Source organism: Flavobacterium sp. S87F.05.LMB.W.Kidney.N (genome assembly GCF_004366435.1).
GTDB lineage: Bacteria > Bacteroidota > Bacteroidia > Flavobacteriales > Flavobacteriaceae > Flavobacterium.
In genome coordinates this window covers 943,716-962,230 of the sequence record NZ_SODX01000001.1, presented here as the reverse complement: position 1 = coordinate 962,230, position 18,515 = coordinate 943,716, and the positions used below count along the sequence as shown (strand labels likewise).

The window sequence follows — 18,515 nt, the reverse complement described above, 5'->3', positions numbered from 1 at the left end:
ATTATTGCTTTTTTGACGGGGCAGTAATCATAAAATCTTTTAAATAATAAGGTTCAAAATAAGCGACATCTACAGTGTCGCTTTTTTGATATTTATCAAAACTGATTTTACTCATAGCTTGTGCCGAAGGATATTTAATGTTTTCTAAAAACACAAAATTTTCTTTGGTCAAAACAGCTTTACATTTATCGGCACAATCGCCTACAAAGTAAAGTTTATCTGTATATTCTTGAAATGAATTTTCTTCAATTATTTCGGCTTTAATAGCTCTTTCGATACTCAAATCTGTATTGAATACGGCACTGTAAACTTCCATACGGCGTGCATCTAACATCGGAATAATTTTTCCATCTGTAACTTCTGCCTGAGATGCCAAAGTTTTAAGTGTGTCAACAGCGATTAACGGGATATTTAATGCATAACATAAACCCTTTGCGGCAGAAACACCAATTCTTAAACCTGTATAAGATCCTGGTCCCTGACTAACTGCAATTGCATTTAAATCTTGAACAGAAATACCTGCTTTTTTAATTACTTCTTCAATAAAAACATGAAGTTTTTCGGCATGCGAATATCCCTCATCTGCAAGCTCGCTGCAAACAATGGTTTTCCCATCTTTAGCAACAGATACAGAACAATTTTTAGTAGCCGTTTCGATGTTGAGAATAAAAGACAAAGTATTATATTTTAAAATTAGTATTGAATTGTATTGTTATTTCTTAGAACCTTCAGCTTTCTTAAGTTTTACCTTATCTCCAGAATTAAGATCTTTAGAGACTGTTGTATATGGTCCCGTAATTACAACATCACCTGGTTTTAAGCCAGACATTACTTCAATATTAGTATCATCCTGAATTCCTGTTTTAATGATTCTAATTTTAGCTTTATCACCAACTTTTACAAAAACACATTCGAATTTTTTATCGCTTTTTGGAGCTGCTTTTTTATCAGCATTAGGATCTTCAACCGTAAAATTTTTTACAGCCGCAGTATCCGATTTTACTACAACAGAACTAATTGGCACTGCCAAAACGTTTGTTTTTGTAGTTGTAATGATATCAACAGTCGCTGTCATTCCAGGTCTAAAAGGAGAATAAGTACTTGGTTTTCCTTCTAATAAATCTTGATACGATTCTTTTAAAATACGAACTTTAACCTTAAAATTTGTTACCTGATCAGAAGTTAGAGTTGTACTTGCAGAATTAGAAATACTAGTTACAATTCCTTTAAATTTCTTTTTCAAATAAGCATCAACTTCAACGTTTGCTTCGTCTCCAATTTTAATTTTTACAATATCATTTTCGTTTACGTCAACTTCAACTTCCATATTATTAAGGTTAGCAACACGCAAAAGTTCCGTTCCAGCCATTTGCTGCGTTCCTAAAACTCTTTCTCCTAATTCTACGTTTAGAACAGAAATTGTTCCGTCTGCAGGAGAGTAGATAGTTGTACGTCCTAAATTGTCTCTCGCTTCACTTACAGAAGCCGAAGCACTTTGAACACTGTAATATGAATTTTGCTTTGTCGCTTTCGCCACTTCAAATGAAGCTATAGCTTTATCCCAATCAGATCTTGAGATTACACCTTTGTCGTACAAGGTTTTATTACGTTCATAATTAGCTTTCGCTTCTTTAAAACTAGCCTCAGATTGTGTTAAACCAGCTTTAGAACCTGACAAGTTAGATACCGAACGGTTGTAACTAGAGGTATATAAATCTGGGTTAATTTTAACCAGCAAATCTCCTTTTTTAACAACCTGACCTTCTTTTACGTTAAGCAAAATAATTTCCCCAGATACTTCTGGAGAAATCTTCACTTCAATTTCTGGTTGAATTTTTCCTGTTGCCGAAACTGTTTCAACAATTGTTGAAGCTGTTACTTTTGATATTTCTACTTCTTTTCCTTCATCCTTATTTCCTATAACTCCCGATTTCGAAAGACCGATTAAAATTGCAATAAGTACTACTGCACCACCTACTAAGAAATAAATTGTTTTTTTTGACATAATAAATTATTTTGTAATAATGGGAACGATTGGAATTCCGAAATAAAATTCAAGTATTTTAATTTTGAACATGTAATCATATTTTGTTCTGATAACATCAGACTGTGCATTTGTCAACAATGTTTGAGCTTGAGTAAAATCAAATGAATTCATCAAACCTACATCGTATTTTTCTTTTGCATAATTGTAAGCTTGCTGTCTTGCTTCTAAAGTTACAGTAGACGCTTCGTAAGTATTTAGGGCTGCTTTTGCATCTGTAAAAGCAGTATAAACGTTACGTTGCAAATCTAAACTTTTTTGTTCTAAATCTATTTTAGATTTTTCTAAACTTACTTTGTTTCTTTCCACATTGTTCTTAACTGACCATCCATTAAAAATTGGAACATTTAATTGTAATCCAAAATTATGTCCTTTATTATCACTAAACTGTTGGAATATCGGATCTGGTCCTACTGTATAGGGTTGGTCGTTTGCGTCAAATTTAACTTGATCGCTGTAACTTGCTCTTGTATTAAAACCATAAAAACCACTAAGTGTTGGCTGATAAGCTCCCTTTGCTATAGCAACATTTTTTTCAGCAATCTCAAGATTTGTTTGTGCCAGCTTAACTTCTGTTCTTATATCCTTTGCTTTGTTATAAATTTCAACTGGAGTTTGACCAAGAATATTATTCTCATCTTGTAGATTTGTATTATCTATTACGTCAAAATCGGCAAATTCTTTCAATTGTAAAAGCTGAGCTAAGCTTAATTTTGAAATCAATAAATTATTTTCTGAAATAGCAATATTTTGTTTATCTGTGGCTACAGTTGCTTTTAAATCAAACAAATCTCCGCGAGGAATTGTTCCTGCATTTACCATTTCCTCAGAACGAGCAAAACGCTTTTCGTCAATTGATAATTGTTCTTTTTTAACTTTTAAATCTTCTTTATTTGATAAAATCTGTAAGAAAGCACTAGCTACATTCAGAGAAATATCTTCCTGCATCTTCAACAATTGATATTTTGATGCGATAATAGATAACTTCGCTCTTCTATAAGTATTTTGATTTTGGAGACCTTTGTAGATATCAACTCCAGCATTTAGACCAACTGAAGAATACTGAGTAGTTTGATTACGTAAGATACCAGTTGTAACATCCTGATTCAGACCAATATTCCATGAGTGAGATGCATTACCATTAACAGATGGAAGATAATTTCCTAACGCACCTTTTTTATCGATATCAGCATTTTTTACGTCTAATTCAGATAATTTTATCGTAATATTATTTTCTAATGCGTATCTCACACATTCTTCCAATGTCCATTGCTTTGATTGCGCGTGTCCAGCTAATCCAAAACCGAATAACATTGCAAAAACCAGACTATTAATTTTATTTATTTTCATATATTTTAAATGAAAGCGCAGTAAATGAAACTACGCAAATTTAACATTTTTTAAAACCAAAAAGATCCTCAAAACTTCAAATTAAATTATTTTTTTTCTGCCTCATTAATCAGTCCTTGATTCCAGATTTTTATTTTATCTGTACTCTTTACACCGCTTTTAACTTGAACGTAGATACCGTCGCTTACCCCAAGAACCAAATCTCTTCTTTGAAATTTCTGTGGCGCAGTTTCGATCTCAACATAAGGTTTTTGTGTTTTTTTGTCAAATTGAACTAGTGATTCTTTTATTGCCAGAATTTTATCTGCTTTCTCTAAAATAATTGAAGCATTTGCACTCAAACCAGCTCTAATAAAAGTGTCATCTCTATTAACCATTTGAGCTTTAATTTCAAATTGAATTGCTCCATTTTCTGTAACACCTTTTGGCGCAATATAGTTTAGAACTGCATCAAATTTTTTGTTTTCAATGGCACCAATTGTAATCTCAATAGGCATTTTTTCTTTGATTTTACCTACTTCAGATTCGTCAATTTTTCCAATAAAAATCATTCTTCCAACGTCAGCAACGCTGGCAATTGTAGTTCCTTCATTAAAATTATTACTTTCAATAACTTGATTTCCAACTTTTACAGGAACGTCTAAAACCATTCCGTTAACTGTAGAGCGAATTAAAGTATTGGCATAACTTCCTAAAGAAGATGTTGTTCCTGTTTTAACAATATCTAAGCTTTGTTTTGCTGCTAAATAAGTTTGTTTTGCCTGATTGTAAGCTACTTGAGCAGCATCAAAATCATTTGCAGAGATTACATCTTTTTCAAATAATGTTTTTTGCCTTTTATAAAGTCGTTCTTGATTATCCAAAGCAATTTTAGCAGTCTGCACTTGATTTTGTGTACTGCTTACATTAGAAACGTTTGCCACAACTCTAATTTTTGCAATCATATCTCCAGCTTTGATTTTCTCACCCGCTTTGATATACACCTGCTCAATAATACCCGAGATATTTGGTTTGATTAACACCTCTTCATCAGGCTGAATATTACCAGTTGCAATTGTATTTTTTACAATCGTTTTAATTTCTGGTTTCTCCGTTTTAAACACAATTGGCGACTCTTGGTTTTTAGCATACAAATAGTAAAGTGCGCCAAAAAAAACGATCGCAATAAATATTAAAATGGTTATAGTTACTCCTTTTTTCATTTGTTCTTGGTTTAATCGATTTATTTTGATTGATAATTTATTCTGTTCTTAAAGCATCTACAGGTTTAACATTGATCGCAGTCTGTGCTGGAATAAATCCCGCGAGCAAACCTGATCCAACTAATATTAATAAGGCAACAAATACAACTCCTAAGTCAACACTTGGATTGGCAAACATAGTATTATCGCTTGGAGGCATCGAATCCAGTGCTAAATTTAACAGTGCTATAATTCCGGTTGCGACTGCAATTCCCAGCATTCCAGAAATTATAGTTAGAAAAATAGATTCTGATAATATTTGTGAGCGAATGGCTGCGGGCGTTGCTCCCAAAGCTCTTCTTATTCCTATTTCTTTTGTACGTTCTTTAACTACAATAAGCATAATATTTGAAATTCCGATTACACCAGAAATCAAAACTAATGTTCCTACAAAATATGCAATTACTTTTAAAATATTAAACAAACTTTGCACCTTATTAAATTGTTCGTATAAATCGAAATTTCCAACCGCTCTATCATCTGTTGGATTTATAGAATGCAAAGATTTTATAATTTCTAAAATTTTAGGTTTTAAATCGGTTATAGAAGTTTCGTCTTTTGCTGTAAGCGCCATCCATCCCACTTTGTCTCCGTAATTAAAAGCCTGCTGAAAAGTTGTAAAAGGAATAAAAATATTCTTTTGCTCCTGCTCTGCGTTTCCTCCTTGCTGTTTAGATTTGTAAACTCCAACAACCATAAAATTAATCCCGTTAATCTTAATATAAGTCCCAACAGCTTCTTCTTCTTTTCCGTAAAGTTCGCTGATAACACCTTTACCAATAACGGCAATTTTTCTTTTCTCCTGAATATCCTGCTGATTGACAAAACGTCCTTTAATAATATCCATTGGCTGTTGTTTGATCAGCTCAGGATAATCTCCATATATCGTAAATGATGAAGTTTTTGTTCCTCTCACCACATTGTTTGTTCCGTTAAAATCTCCCAATTGATTACGAGGCGAAACATATAATAAATCTGGCAAAGCCGCTTTTAAAGCAGTAACATCGCTGTTTCTAAAATCGTATCTTCGTGTTTTTGGCAAACCTTTATAGGCCTTAGAGGTTGTCTGGCTCCACATAAACATTGTATTTGTGGCAATTCCATCAAATCCTTTTTTAATACCATTTTCCAGACCATTACCGGCAGCAAGTAAAATTACCAAAATAAATATTCCCCAAAAAACACCAAAAGCTGTCAGAATAGTTCTGAAAGGGTTGGCAGTTAAAGCCTGTAAAATCTCGTCCCAATTATCTTTTTTAAACATATCTATTCGTCTCTAAGTGCTACAATAGGCTTAATTTTAGCGGCTCTGTATGCAGGAAAAAATCCGGCAACTGCGCCAGCAAACACTAATAAAAACAGTGTTGTCAAAGCTACATTAAAATCAACTTCTGGATTTCTAAAATACTCACTCTGAACCATTGGCCCAACAAATTCAAGCAATAATAAACTTGCTAAAAGTCCAACAAATCCAGCGATTGTTGTAATAAAAATTGATTCGTGAAGTATCATTGTGATAATAGAAAATGGAGATGCTCCTAATGCTTTTCTAATTCCAATTTCTTTAGTTCTTTCCTTTACAATAATCAGCATAATATTACTAACTCCCACAACACCAGCTATTATTGTACAAATACCAACCCACCAAAAAAACAATCTGATATATAAATTCAAGTCGTAAAATTGTTTTGCATCTTTAACCGAATTATAAACCCCAACTCCGCTGTCGTCCTCAGGAGCCACCATGTTTTTACTTTTCAATAAGTCTTTTAAATCTTGTGTAAATTTTTCAGACTGAGCCAAAGCTTCATCATAATTATTTGTCTTTTTCAATGTAAAAAACAAATTACTGATTTTATCTCCACCGCCAAAGGTTCTCTGTACTGTTGATAATGGCAAATAAGCTCTAGTTTCTTCACGTTCTCCACCTGGATCTGTAAAAATTCCAACTACTTTGAAATTAATATTATTGATTAATATTTCTTCCCCAAGCGCTTCTTTATCTTTAAACAAGTCCGTTTTTACTTTCATTCCAATAACAGCAACCTTTTCATTATTCTGAAGGTCTTTGCTATTTATATATCGTCCTTGAACTATCGTTAGGTTTTCTATTCCGCCATAATCTGGATCAACACCTCTAAATTGGTAACTTCCAGATTCTTTTCCATAGCTAAAAGACTGTCCCCAATAATTATTGGTTGAAGCTCTTAAATCTAATTTATCTTCAAATTTCTGAACCGACTGATTATAATCGCTATTACGAAATTGAACTTGTCTGCCTGGATTCAACCCTTTGTATTCTTTAGTTGTTGTTCCCGACCAAACTTCTATAATTCCTGCGGCGTCACGCTCAAATTGTTTTTCAATTCCATTTTGAAGACCTTTTCCTGCACCAAGCAGAATAACCAAAATAAATATCCCCGAAGCCACAGAAATTCCGGTTAAGAATGTTCTTAATCGGTTTTTAGAAATGGCTTCAAATATTTCCTGCCAGCGTTCAATATTAAACATAAGACGAAGCTCTAACTTGTTCTACTTTTTTATCATCGATAATTAATCCGTCTTTCAGGACTACATTTCTTTTGCACATTGCGGCAATATCAGGTTCGTGAGTAACAATTAAAATCGTTTTTCCTTCGTCATTAATTCCCTGAATCAGTTCCATAACTTCATAAGAAGTTTTAGTATCAAGAGCTCCTGTTGGTTCATCCGCCAATAAAACTTTCGGATTTGAAGCTAATGCTCTTGCGATAGCCACACGTTGTTTCTGACCTCCAGAAAGTTCATTTGGTAAATGGTGAGAATGTGATCCTAAACCAACTTTCTCTAAATATTTCATTGCAATTTCATAACGCTCTTTTCTTTTAACTCCCTGATAATACAATGGCATAGCGACATTATCTAGCGCAGATTTGTAATTAATTAAGTTAAAAGATTGAAAAACAAATCCTAAAAATTTATTACGATATTTTGAAGCAATCGTTTCGTTTAATTTTTTTATCGGAGTTTTGTCTAAAATATAACTTCCAGAATCGGCTTCATCCAGAATCCCTAAAATATTAAGAAGAGTAGATTTACCCGAACCAGATGATCCCATGATCGCAACTAATTCTCCTTCTTCAATATTAAAATTAATCCCTTTTAACACATGTAATTCTGAACTTCCCATTTTATAGGATTTGTGTAAATCTTTAATTTCGATCATGGTATTGTTAAATTTTTGAGACAATAATAACGTTTTTATTAAGTAAATTATGATAATAAAAAGTTAATAATTTCGTTACCTTTTTGTATAAGACTTCAATCTGTAGTAATTGTTACACTTTTTTAATAAAATATGATTGTTTTCGTAATTTTGTTTCGATTTAAAAATTCACATTAATGAAGCTTTCTTCAATTATTCCAATGTTTATAGTACTTGCAGTACTAACAAGCTGTTCTTCTACTCAAAAATTAGAAACATTAAAACCAGAACCAGACGACGCAAGTCCGTTAGTCTACGACAGCAGTCCTTCGTTTATCAATTTACCCATTACGATTAAACTTAGTGATATTGAAAATCAGACAAATGCTCTCTTAAACGGATTAATTTATGAAGACAATACTATCGAAGATGATGATATTGAAATGAAGATCTGGAAACAAGCTCCAATTAAAATTCAGAATGACCCATCGAATACAGATAAGAGAATAAAAACAATCTTACCGCTTAAAGCTACCATCAAGTATCGTATTGGCACCAAAAAGTTAGGAGTAGAATTATATGATGTTAGGGAATTTAATCTAAATGGGATTATAACATTGTCCAGCGAAACGGCTCTAACTAATTGGAAACTTACCACCAAAACTGAATTCAAATCTCTTGACTGGAGCGAGAGTCCAACAATGAGCATTTTTGGTAAAAATATGCCGATTACGTATTTAATAAATCCCGCAATTTCTATTTTTAAAGATAAATTAGAAAAGAAAATAGATGAAGCTATTGAAAAATCAATGGATTTTAAACCGAATGTGCTTCAGGCAGTAGAAAAAATCTGCACGCCTTTTGAGATGAGTGACACTTACGAAAGCTGGCTGCGAATTGTTCCCATCGAAATTTATTCGACAAATGCCAAACTCAAAAATGATTCTTTCTTACTCGAAATGGGTATGAAATGTAATATGGAAACTATTGTCGGTAAAAAGCCTGACTCTAAATTTAACGCCAGTAAAATTGTTCTAAAGCCTGTTACTAAAATTCCAAATCAGATTTCTGCTAATATTGCTGCTATTTCAAGTTATGTTGATGCTTCAAAAATTATGACCAAGAATTTTGCTGGTCAGGAATTTGGTTCTGGCAGCAAAAAAGTAACGGTTAAAAATGTTACAATCTGGCATAAGGACGGCAAAATGGTAATTGCATTGGATGTTTTAGGCTCTATAAATGGAACGCTTTATTTAAATGGATTTCCACAATATAATCCACAAACCAAGGAAATTTATTTCGAAAAACTAGACTATGTATTAGACACTAAAAGCAAATTGATGAGAACTGCCAATTGGCTTGCACAAGGATACGTTTTACGAAAAATGGAAGAAAGCTGCAGATATTCTATTCAGCCTAATTTGGAAGAAGGTAAAAAAAGTATGGCAGGCTATTTAAAAAACTACTCTCCGATGCCTGGTGTATTTGTAAATGGAAAAATGGAAGATATACAGTTCGATAAAATTCAACTTACCAATCAAGCCATTATTGCTTTTATAAAAATAAATGGAACGGTAAATGTTTCGGTAAACGGACTTAAATAAAAAAAAAGCAGTGTAAATTACACTGCTTTTTGTTTTTTTGATTGATACATTCGATAAATCAAATATCCTATTATCATTACGAGTAAATACGGAATGGCCATTAAATAAACAATCCCGTCATTAACTGCTTCTGCTTTCTTGGTATTAGAATCACCAGACAAAGCGGCGCGGCACATTGCACACTGAGCATTTGCTGCAATTCCAATAAAGAAAATACAAATTGCAAATACAAAAGTTTGAAACTTGAATTTTCCTTTATGTATTTTATTTTTAGTTAGCATAATATGGTGAAATCATTAAAAAAACTATTACTCCAGTCACAGCAACATACAACCAAATTGGAAAAGTAATTTTAGCTATTTTTCTATGTCTGTCAAATCGCTGCGCCAATGCTCTTACATAAGTAATTAGTACAAGTGGGATAATTGCTATCGACAGTAAAATATGAGTGATCAAAATGATAAAATATAAGTATCGTATTGAACCTACCTTTGCACTTTCTGCCAAATCAAGAACTCCATCATGATTTAAATCACCAAATTTAGTCGAATCTGCTGTCATGTGATAAGCCACATACATAACCAAAAACGCTACAGATAAGGCAATTGCTAAAGTCATTAATCGTTCGTGTAATTTCTGGTTTCCATTTTTTATTGCTAAAACGGCCCAAACCAAAACAATAGCTGTAACTCCATTAATTGTTGCATAGATGGGAGGCAGTACAGACAATGGCTCTACATTAAAACCAAAATCTTTTAGTTTTACTCCAAACAAAATTGCAACAACAACCGGAATTACAATTGAAACAGCAATAATTAATTTACTATATTTTTTCTCTAGATTATTATCTTCCATTTTTATTCTTCTAATAAAATTTTAATGTCTTGTTGAATATCACGAACTCCTTTTTTATCTAGACCATCATAATAAATAGTTGGATTTCCGTAGTTATCTTTTCTGCAACGAATATTACCATCTTTATCAATCAAGGCAAATAAACCAGAATGCTCAAATCCGCCGCTAACTTTATCATTTTCACCAGCATAAAGGTTAAAACCTTTGTTTGATAAATCCATAATTACATTTCTATCTCCTGTCAAGAAATTCCAATTTGAAGATTTTACACCAAGCAGTTTAGCATGATCTTTTAAAACCTGCGGTGTATCATGTTTTGGATCAATTGTTATAGAAACAATTCCAAAGTTAGGATTTCCAAAAAAGGTCTTTTCAATTTCCAGCATACTCATATTCATTTTTGGACAAATAGAAGGACATGTTGTAAAGAAGAATTCTAAAACGTATACTTTTCCTTTATAAGTATCATTTGAAATTTTGACATTATCTTGATTCGTCAATTCAAATTTTGGAGCTGGCCCAATTGTCAAAAGCTTTGCTTCTTTTGAAGATTTAGAACCAACATTATCTAAGCGGTTTCCTTTTACGACTTCACCATTTTTTACTCGATCTACAATTTTAGGAACTGCATAAATCCCAAAAATCAAAATGATAAAGGAGATTCCTATATATGATTTATTTTTGAACATTATAAATGAATTTTAAAGTTGCTTTGTGGCGTTATGATTCTTCTTTAAAGCGGCGCGGTATTCGTATAAGATAATTTTAAAATCATCCAGCATTTCATTGCTTAGCTCTGACGGATGAAAAGTATCATACCCTTCCTTATACTCGTCTTTATCTTTTCTTCCTCTTAAATTGCGTTCTTTATCAATGATATAAACATTTGAAGTTCCAAGATTCTGATTTAGTTTCTGTTTTAAATGAAGCTGATCATAGAATTTTTGAATTTCATCATTTGAAGCAAATACGAAATTCCAGTTTTTAACATCTGTAAAAGGAGATAAAGCGCCAATAATTTTCTGAGCTTCTTTTTCGGTACCAAGCGGACATAAAACTACAAACTGAAGATCTTCAAAACCATTATAACGTTTATAGATTTTTTCATTTAAGTTAAAATAATTCCCTCTATTGTCTAATATATTTGAACCTGAAAAACCAAGTACAGTTATCTTTTTATCAAGAGAAACTTTTTTTCCGTTTAATGATTTCCAATTTCCGAAATCAGCAACTTTTGGTGTTATTACAGGAAGTGTTGTAAAACTATTTACCCCAGAAGCAAAAAATAAATAAGCTACAATTGGCAGGACAAAAAGTACAAAGAGAACTATATTTTTTTTCATTGTATTAACGGAAATTATTGAGGTACAAAAATAAAAAAATCCCGATGTTATCGGGACTCTTTTCGAATTAATATCATGTTAAAAATTCCATTTAATAGTAGAATCTTTAAAAACCCCATAAATATAATGTCCTTCTGTCAATAGAATAAACAATAAATATAAAACTAGGAAGATAACAGGAGAAACAACAGACCATCTAAGGCTGCTTTTTTCACCTTCCATGTGCATAAATGCCCATACAATATAATATGCTTTAAAAACTGTAAGGATATAGAAAATCCAGTTTAATAAATTCAATCCAACAAAATGAGTGAATTCTAATGATGCAGGTTTGTAGATACCTAATATAACTTCTACTGTAGTTACTACAGAAAGTAATGCGAAAACAAACCAGATTCTTTTTGTATTTGATACGTGCTCGTGTGACATAATGATTAAATTCTAAAAATTAAACTAGGTAGAAAACTGTAAATACAAATACCCAAACTAAATCTACGAAGTGCCAGTATAAACCAACTTTCTCTACCATTTCGTAGCTTCTTCTCTTCTCGTAAGTACCTAATAATACATTAAAGAAAATGATAATATTAATGATAACTCCTGAGAATACGTGGAATCCGTGGAAACCTGTAATAAAGAAGAAGAAATCAGCGAATAATTTATTACCATATTCGTTTCTAATCAAGTTAGCACCTTCTACAACATATTTAGCATTTGCTAAATGAGCTTCAGATTCTTCTCTTGACAAAACAGTCTTTTTCTTTTTATCAGTAAGTTTTTCTGTTCTAATTAAAATTTCTGGATGAGCTTTAAATCCTGCTTGAACTTCAGCAACTGTGTAAGTTGGAAGAGATTGTGCATCTTCCATAAACCAAGTTGAATGACTTCTTGTTAAAGCTTCTCTTTGTTCTGGCAATTTAACAGCAAAGTCAGCCAAAGCTACTCTTTTACCATCTTTATCCACAAATTGAAGTAAACTACCTCCAACTGTTTCAACTGCACCATATTCACCTTTAATGAAGTTTTTCCATTCCCAAGCTTGAGAACCAACGAAAATTAAACCTCCAATAATAGTTAAGAACATATAAATTGCAACTTTTGTCTTTTTCAATTGGTGACCTGCATCAACAGCTAATACCATTGTTACAGATGAAAAGATCAAAATAAAAGTCATTAAAGCTACATAATACATTGGAGCCGCAACACCATGCATAAATGGAAAGTGAGTAAACACTTCATCAGCCAAAGGCCAAGTTTCAATAAATTTAAATCTAGAAAAACCGTAAGCTCCTAGAAATCCAGAGAATGTTAAGGCATCTGATACGATAAAAAACCACATCATCATTTTTCCATAACTTGATCCTAGTGGCTGGATCTCATGACCGCCTCCCCAAGTTTTTTCGTCGTTGTTTGCAGTAGTAACTGTCGCTCCCATAAAAGATATTCGTTAAAAAGTTCCCAAATTTACGTTTTTTTCTTATTTAAAGAAAAATAAAAATAAAAATAAATATACCCATAATAAATCCAAAAAGTGCCAATACATCGCACCTAGTTCTATACCAAGAGTTTGAGTCGAATTGTATTTTTGTTTAAAATGATTATAAATTATAATTAAAAGTGAAATTAATCCGCCAGCCAAGTGTAACAAGTGCGTAACCGTTACAACATACAAGAAAGTTGTAGTAATTGAACTACCTTCTCCTGTAAAATAATATCCTTGTTCAACGATTTGTCCAAATCCTTGAAATTGTAACACTACAAATAAAATCCCTAACGCTAAAGTTCCCAAAAGCAATCCCGTAACAGCGCTTCTGTTGTCCTTTTGAATGGCTTTTTTAGCCAGATAAAAAGTAACACTACAAGCAATAATTACAGCTGTACTCCAATAAAACGCAGAAGGCAGCTCAAAATTCTTCAACCAGTCTGCTCTTGATTTACTTACTACAAATGCACTTGTTAATCCAGCAAACATCATGGTCATACTAACCATCGCAAAAAGAAGAATCAGTTTTGCTGATTTCGACTTTCTTACTTGTTCTTCATTTGTTGTCATTGTCATTTCCATAACTATCTTAAAAATTTATCTACTATATATACAATTTGTAAAAGCGAAATATAAGAAACACTTACCAGCATTAATGTTCTAGCTGCTTTGGCAGTTCTTAACTTGTACAAACGAACTGCATAAAAAAGCATCCAAATACCTAACAGAAAAACTAAAATTGCTGCGATTGGAGAAATAAATAATTGTCCTGTAAAACCTAAAACCGGCAGCAATGATGCTATTATAAGCCAAATTGTATATAAAATAATTTGTAATGCTGTTCCTTTGTCTTTTTTACCTGTTGGCAGCATAAAAATCCCTGCTTTCTCATAATCTTCATATAAAAACCATCCGATAGACCAAAAATGCGGAAACTGCCAGAAAAACTGAATTAGAAACAAAGTTCCTGCTTCGATGCCAAATTCTCCTGTCGCCGCTACCCAGCCCAGCATAAATGGAATTGCTCCTGGAAAAGCTCCAACAAAAACAGACAAAGAAGTAACCGTTTTTAATGGCGTGTAGATACTTGTATACAAAAATATAGATATTGCAGCAAACATTGCCGACTTTGCATTTATCGTATAAAGAAGCGCAATTCCTAGAATCGTAAGCAGGCTTGCTACTAGCAAAGCTACTCTTGGAGACATTCTGCCTGAAGGAACTGGACGATTTTTAGTTCGATCCATCAACGAATCGATATCTTTTTCTATTACTTGGTTAAAAGCATTTGATGCCCCAACCATGCAATATCCTCCAACTGCTAAAACAGCCAAAGTACTCCATTTAAATGGATGTTCAGAATCAACTCCTAACAAATATCCTGCAATAGAAGAAAATAAAACACTAATAGCCAATCCAGCCTTAGTAATCTCTTTAAAATCTAGAAATATTGATTTGATTGATAATGTATTTTTTGCAGCGTTCAATACCGTTGTTGTTTGTGTATTTTTTTGAGTGCTGCAAATGTACAAATTAGATTGTAGAATTTAGACCTATAAAAATAGATTTTTTTCAATAAAACCTTTACAAATTAAGAACTCGCTATACTTTAACACTATTATTTCGAAAAATCTTATTAAAAACTAGTAATCAAAATACCAATTGAAAATATCTGAACGCAAACCTACACTAAACCAAGTTGTACTTTGCTTAAATGTTGCAGCAGTTTCCTGCGTTGGGTCGAAATTTCGATAAATTAAACTTCCAAATAATTTCAAATTTGTCATCGGATTAATCAAATATCCGCCTTGAATATCCGCGATGAAAATACTTGTTTTATTTCCCTGCCCTACTTTTACACCTGTATTATAAGGACGGTTTTCATCATAGCTTTTATAAATATTGCCGCCATAGTTATACGAATCTTCAGCTGTGTCAAAATCTAAACCTCTTGTTCCCATTGTAAATTTAGCATCTCCAAACAAACGTCCTTTATGGTAGCGGCCAATCACAATTAACTCTTTAAAGTTTCCTCCCCATTGGTGCCCAACGCTTTGATTATTGTGTCCGTAATTTGTAATAACAGCGCTATGAGAGTACACATAAGGACGTACATGGTTAAATTCTACCTGAAACAATAAATCTTTTACATTAAATGCATTGAAATATTTTGCTCCAAGCTGGAATCCAAATTTATTTTTCCAGCTTTGATTCCCTGCTCCAACATCCGAAACAGAAAATTCATCAATCAAAAATTGAGAATATAAATTGATGTTATTATTCCATTTGTACTTACCTGTTATCCCTAAAAGCGCATTTCCGCTTCTAGATGAAGATCCAAATTCTACTGCACGATAAAAAATTATAGGGTTCACAAAATTAATATCAAAACCTCTGTTGTTGGTATTTGTCCAGACTACAGATTCAAAGAAACCTAAATTTAATCTATTTGAAACATTCCAGCTCAAATAATGGTTTGCCATGAATTTTGTAGCATATGTTCTATCTACCGTTACCTCTGGGCGAACATCTTTCATCCACATATAAGTATTTGTATACTTAATTTTCCAGAAATTGGTATTAATTTTAAAATAAGGATAAGGACTTGCTCCATCGCTTTCTAAAAGCGAACGATAACCATCTCCTATAAAATTTCGGCCATACCCCAATTGCAGATCAAAAATTTTGTTTGGTGTAAACGTAATATTGGCATCAGCCAAAGGAAAATCATAAGCATCTGTTTTGAATCTTTTTGCAATCCCAACTCCTGGAATTATCGCAGGATTTCCACCAGATGGCTTGATTGACTCTGCATAATCATTAAAATAACCTGCAAATCTCCCTTGACTTTCAAAAAATGTAGTTGTAAAATTGATCTGTTTTCCTAAACCTCCTCTAAAATTCAATGCTCTTGTATTTACATAAGTATATGATGCATCAAGATCTGAAGCTTTACCCATTTGCAAATCGACAATAGGGTTCAAAGAAAACCAGTAATCTTCTCCTTGAATCTGTACTAGATTTTCGTTCCACCATTTTCTTCCCAGCCAGCTTGAAACATTTTTCTGCAAAGACTCATTAACGGCTTTTAAGTTATAATACTTAGAAACCTCAGCATACGTATAAGGTTTAGAAGCCGTATGATTATTGCTTCCCACTTGGTTCATTGCCGCATCGAACTGAGCATAATAACTGTGAGAAAAAGGAATATTTAAATGACTTTCAAATTCTGGATTATTGTATTTTTTATATACAATGCTATCCAGCTCTGTCATTGGTTTTTCAATTGGCTTTAAAATTTCAGATGCCGCCAAAGCTTCAGCAGCAAGCTGCTCTGAACTTTTAAGCGGCAAATCGATAGAAATTGTATATTTAGAATAAGTAGCTTTTCCGTTGTAAGTTGACGGCTTTATTTTTGGAAATTTTTCAAATACTCGTTTTGCTTCTTGAGACAATTCATCATTTGCTGCTGAGACATAAATTACTTTAAATTCTCCTTCTGCATTCACTTCAAAAAGTACTTTTACTGCGCCTTTATAATTGTTTTGCTTTAAGTTTTCTGGAACTTGAAAATTATTAAATACAAAATCCTGAACTTCTTTATAAAAACAATTTTCTAGTTTTTTACCTTCTAAGTTTTCGCAGTTAGGAAAAACAGGAAACATTTCTGCCGTAAAACCCGGTTGAACAGAAGCACCATTTTGCTGTGAAGAAACAATCAAAAATGAAAAAATTAAAACAAGGGATAAAAAAAACTTATTCACTTAAAATATAGGTATTTATTTAATATTGATTTGGGGAATTTTCTCCGTTTGAAATTGCTTTTGCCGCTGAAGTTCCTATGCGCTTAACTCCTAAATTGATCATTTCTGATGCTTCTTTATAAGATCGCACACCTCCAGCTGCTTTTACCGATAAAGGTGAAGCATTTTCAAGCATTATAATTATAGTTGGAATTGTCGCTCCATTAGGAGCATTGTTATCTGTTCTATAAAATCCTGTTGAAGATTTTACAAAAACTGAAGCAAAGTCTTCTTCTTGAAAATTTGAAACTACAACATTTTTTATCAAAGCCGATAGTTGAATAATTTCTTTATCTGTTAAAGCCGCAACTTCTATAATCCATTTTACAGTTTTGTTATTCGCTAGACCAATCTGGGTTCCAAATAAAATTTCTTGTTTTATTAAATCTATTTCCCCATTTTTAAAAGCTTCATAATTACAAACAAAATCCAGATCGTCGGCTCCATTTGCAATTGCTTCGTTTGCTTCTTTAATCTTAGTTTCAAGACTTGAATTCCCTTCTGGAAAATCAATTACAGTTCCTACTAACAAAACAGAATTGGCTTCTGAAATCATTTCTTTAGCCAGAGAAACATATTCTGGCCGAATCATAATTAATTTAAATCCTTCTTGAATAGCTTCTTGAATGGCCTTTTTAACCACAATTGTATTTTCTGCTTCAGAAAGACCAGCTTGCGATGCAGTTTTTAAATATGTGGAGTCTAAATATTGCTTTACATTTATCATGATCGAAGTTGCAGAAAACCAGCACAAAAGTACATTTTATATTGATAAAAAACAGCGTTTTAAAAGTTTGATTTTCTTGTAGAAAAAAACCCACCGAAGTGGGTTTCTAATATTATATTTTATTGATTTGCTTTTTAAAGGCTATAGCAGAAAAAACTGCCGTGAACGCCCCAAGCGCATTTGCTAAAACATCTGCAACATCCGAAGCTCTGGTAACTGTAAGAGCAGCTTGCAGGATTTCGATTGTAATTCCAAAAAAAACAGAAAAAATAAACGAAATCAAATAAGCTTTATAATCGTCTGCTTCTTTTCCTTTTAATTCTTTTTTGAAAAACAAAATCCATGAAATTGTAAATCCAAAGTGGAAACAGAAATGTACAATTTTATCAAGACTTGGAATATTAACTGCTGGTAAATTACCCGAATCTGTCAAACAGAAATAAGCAATAATTCCAGAACAGACAATCGCCCAAAGTAATAATAACTGTTTAGGCACCGATTAATGTTTTATAAGCTTCATCAGATAATAAAGAATCAATCTCTGATGCATCAGCAATTTTAATTTTAATCATCCATCCTGCTCCATAAGGATCAGAATTTACAGTTTCAGGAGCACTTTCTAAGTCTTCATTAAAAGCAATGATTTCACCTGTTAATGGTAAAAATAAATCTGAAACTGTTTTTACAGCTTCAACAGTTCCAAAAACTTCATCTTTTGAAAGTGTCTGATCTAAAGTTTCTACCTCAACATACACGATATCCCCTAACTCTTTTTGTGCAAAATGAGTAATTCCTACAGTCGCAACATCTCCTTCGATGCTAACCCATTCGTGATCTTTTGTGTACTTTAAATTTGCTGGTATGCTCATAATAGTATGTTT

20 protein-coding genes are annotated in these 18,515 nt (G+C 32.6%); 1 reads left to right on the top strand and 19 read right to left on the bottom strand.

The window, feature by feature from the left end; all coding sequences use genetic code 11:
- Nucleotide 1: 1 nt before the first annotated feature.
- The 7 genes from tsaB to EDB96_RS04140 form a co-directional block, all read right to left on the bottom strand.
- Nucleotides 2-676 carry a tRNA (adenosine(37)-N6)-threonylcarbamoyltransferase complex dimerization subunit type 1 TsaB gene (gene tsaB / locus EDB96_RS04170; protein WP_057117418.1) on the bottom strand — a complete coding sequence of 225 codons (675 nt, stop codon included), beginning with the start codon at nt 674-676 and terminating at the stop codon, nt 2-4.
- Nucleotides 677-712: 36 nt separating this feature from the next.
- Nucleotides 713-2,005 carry an efflux RND transporter periplasmic adaptor subunit gene (locus tag EDB96_RS04165; protein WP_134139372.1) on the bottom strand — a complete coding sequence of 431 codons (1,293 nt, stop codon included), beginning with the start codon at nt 2,003-2,005 and terminating at the stop codon, nt 713-715.
- 6 nt (nt 2,006-2,011) lie between these two features.
- The gene (locus tag EDB96_RS04160; RefSeq protein ID WP_134139371.1) at nt 2,012-3,394 is read right to left on the bottom strand and encodes a TolC family protein; all 1,383 of its coding nucleotides are present in this window, start codon (nt 3,392-3,394) and stop codon (nt 2,012-2,014) included.
- 86 nt (nt 3,395-3,480) lie between these two features.
- Nucleotides 3,481-4,596, bottom strand: a complete 1,116-nt coding sequence (locus tag EDB96_RS04155; protein ID WP_057117423.1) for an efflux RND transporter periplasmic adaptor subunit — start codon at nt 4,594-4,596, stop codon at nt 3,481-3,483.
- A gap of 37 nt (nt 4,597-4,633) precedes the next feature.
- Nucleotides 4,634-5,899, bottom strand: coding sequence for an ABC transporter permease (locus tag EDB96_RS04150; protein ID WP_057117424.1), 1,266 nt, complete (start codon nt 5,897-5,899; stop codon nt 4,634-4,636).
- Between the two features lie 2 nt (nt 5,900-5,901).
- The gene (locus EDB96_RS04145; protein WP_057117425.1) at nt 5,902-7,146 is read right to left on the bottom strand and encodes an ABC transporter permease; all 1,245 of its coding nucleotides are present in this window, start codon (nt 7,144-7,146) and stop codon (nt 5,902-5,904) included.
- The gene (locus EDB96_RS04140) at nt 7,139-7,840 is read right to left on the bottom strand and encodes an ABC transporter ATP-binding protein (protein WP_095953361.1); all 702 of its coding nucleotides are present in this window, start codon (nt 7,838-7,840) and stop codon (nt 7,139-7,141) included. The genes EDB96_RS04145 and EDB96_RS04140 overlap by 8 nt, the downstream gene beginning before the upstream one ends.
- A gap of 176 nt (nt 7,841-8,016) precedes the next feature.
- Here EDB96_RS04140 and EDB96_RS04135 point away from each other — a divergent pair, with 176 nt between their 5' ends.
- Nucleotides 8,017-9,423 carry a DUF4403 family protein gene (locus EDB96_RS04135; RefSeq protein ID WP_134139370.1) on the top strand — a complete coding sequence of 469 codons (1,407 nt, stop codon included), beginning with the start codon at nt 8,017-8,019 and terminating at the stop codon, nt 9,421-9,423.
- Between the two features lie 17 nt (nt 9,424-9,440).
- Here EDB96_RS04135 and EDB96_RS04130 read toward each other — a convergent pair whose 3' ends face one another.
- The 12 genes from EDB96_RS04130 to gcvH all read right to left on the bottom strand — a co-directional run bounded on the left by EDB96_RS04130 (nt 9,441) and on the right by gcvH (nt 18,503).
- Nucleotides 9,441-9,704 carry a hypothetical protein gene (locus EDB96_RS04130; RefSeq protein WP_134139369.1) on the bottom strand — a complete coding sequence of 88 codons (264 nt, stop codon included), beginning with the start codon at nt 9,702-9,704 and terminating at the stop codon, nt 9,441-9,443.
- A complete protein-coding gene (locus EDB96_RS04125; RefSeq protein WP_134139368.1) occupies nt 9,694-10,278 on the bottom strand; it encodes a DUF420 domain-containing protein in 585 nt (194 codons plus the stop codon). The genes EDB96_RS04130 and EDB96_RS04125 overlap by 11 nt, the downstream gene beginning before the upstream one ends.
- Nucleotides 10,279-10,280: 2 nt before the next feature.
- A complete protein-coding gene (locus tag EDB96_RS04120) occupies nt 10,281-10,967 on the bottom strand; it encodes an SCO family protein (protein WP_134139366.1) in 687 nt (228 codons plus the stop codon).
- A gap of 12 nt (nt 10,968-10,979) precedes the next feature.
- Nucleotides 10,980-11,621, bottom strand: coding sequence for a hypothetical protein (locus EDB96_RS04115; protein WP_134139365.1), 642 nt, complete (start codon nt 11,619-11,621; stop codon nt 10,980-10,982).
- 78 nt (nt 11,622-11,699) lie between these two features.
- Complete coding sequence (locus EDB96_RS04110) at nt 11,700-12,050, bottom strand: cytochrome C oxidase subunit IV family protein (protein ID WP_057117432.1); 351 nt, start codon at nt 12,048-12,050, stop codon at nt 11,700-11,702.
- Nucleotides 12,051-12,069: 19 nt separating this feature from the next.
- Nucleotides 12,070-13,056 (bottom strand): cytochrome c oxidase subunit 3, encoded by a 987-nt coding sequence (locus tag EDB96_RS04105; protein WP_057117433.1) that lies wholly within the window; start codon nt 13,054-13,056, stop codon nt 12,070-12,072.
- A 42-nt stretch (nt 13,057-13,098) separates the two neighbouring features.
- Nucleotides 13,099-13,686, bottom strand: coding sequence for a heme-copper oxidase subunit III (locus tag EDB96_RS04100; RefSeq protein WP_057117434.1), 588 nt, complete (start codon nt 13,684-13,686; stop codon nt 13,099-13,101).
- 2 nt (nt 13,687-13,688) lie between these two features.
- Nucleotides 13,689-14,591: a heme o synthase gene (cyoE, locus tag EDB96_RS04095; protein ID WP_057117435.1), complete on the bottom strand. Its 903-nt coding sequence runs from the start codon at nt 14,589-14,591 to the stop codon at nt 13,689-13,691.
- Between the two features lie 156 nt (nt 14,592-14,747).
- Nucleotides 14,748-16,868 (bottom strand): energy transducer TonB, encoded by a 2,121-nt coding sequence (locus EDB96_RS04090; RefSeq protein WP_134139364.1) that lies wholly within the window; start codon nt 16,866-16,868, stop codon nt 14,748-14,750.
- 19 nt (nt 16,869-16,887) lie between these two features.
- Entirely contained in the window at nt 16,888-17,631 is a 744-nt protein-coding gene (gene deoC / locus EDB96_RS04085) for a deoxyribose-phosphate aldolase (RefSeq protein ID WP_134139660.1), read from the bottom strand.
- Nucleotides 17,632-17,746: 115 nt separating this feature from the next.
- Nucleotides 17,747-18,130, bottom strand: a complete 384-nt coding sequence (locus tag EDB96_RS04080) for a VanZ family protein (protein ID WP_057117437.1) — start codon at nt 18,128-18,130, stop codon at nt 17,747-17,749.
- Nucleotides 18,123-18,503: a glycine cleavage system protein GcvH gene (gene gcvH / locus EDB96_RS04075; protein WP_057117438.1), complete on the bottom strand. Its 381-nt coding sequence runs from the start codon at nt 18,501-18,503 to the stop codon at nt 18,123-18,125. The genes EDB96_RS04080 and gcvH overlap by 8 nt, the downstream gene beginning before the upstream one ends.
- Between the last annotated feature and the right edge of the window lie 12 nt (nt 18,504-18,515).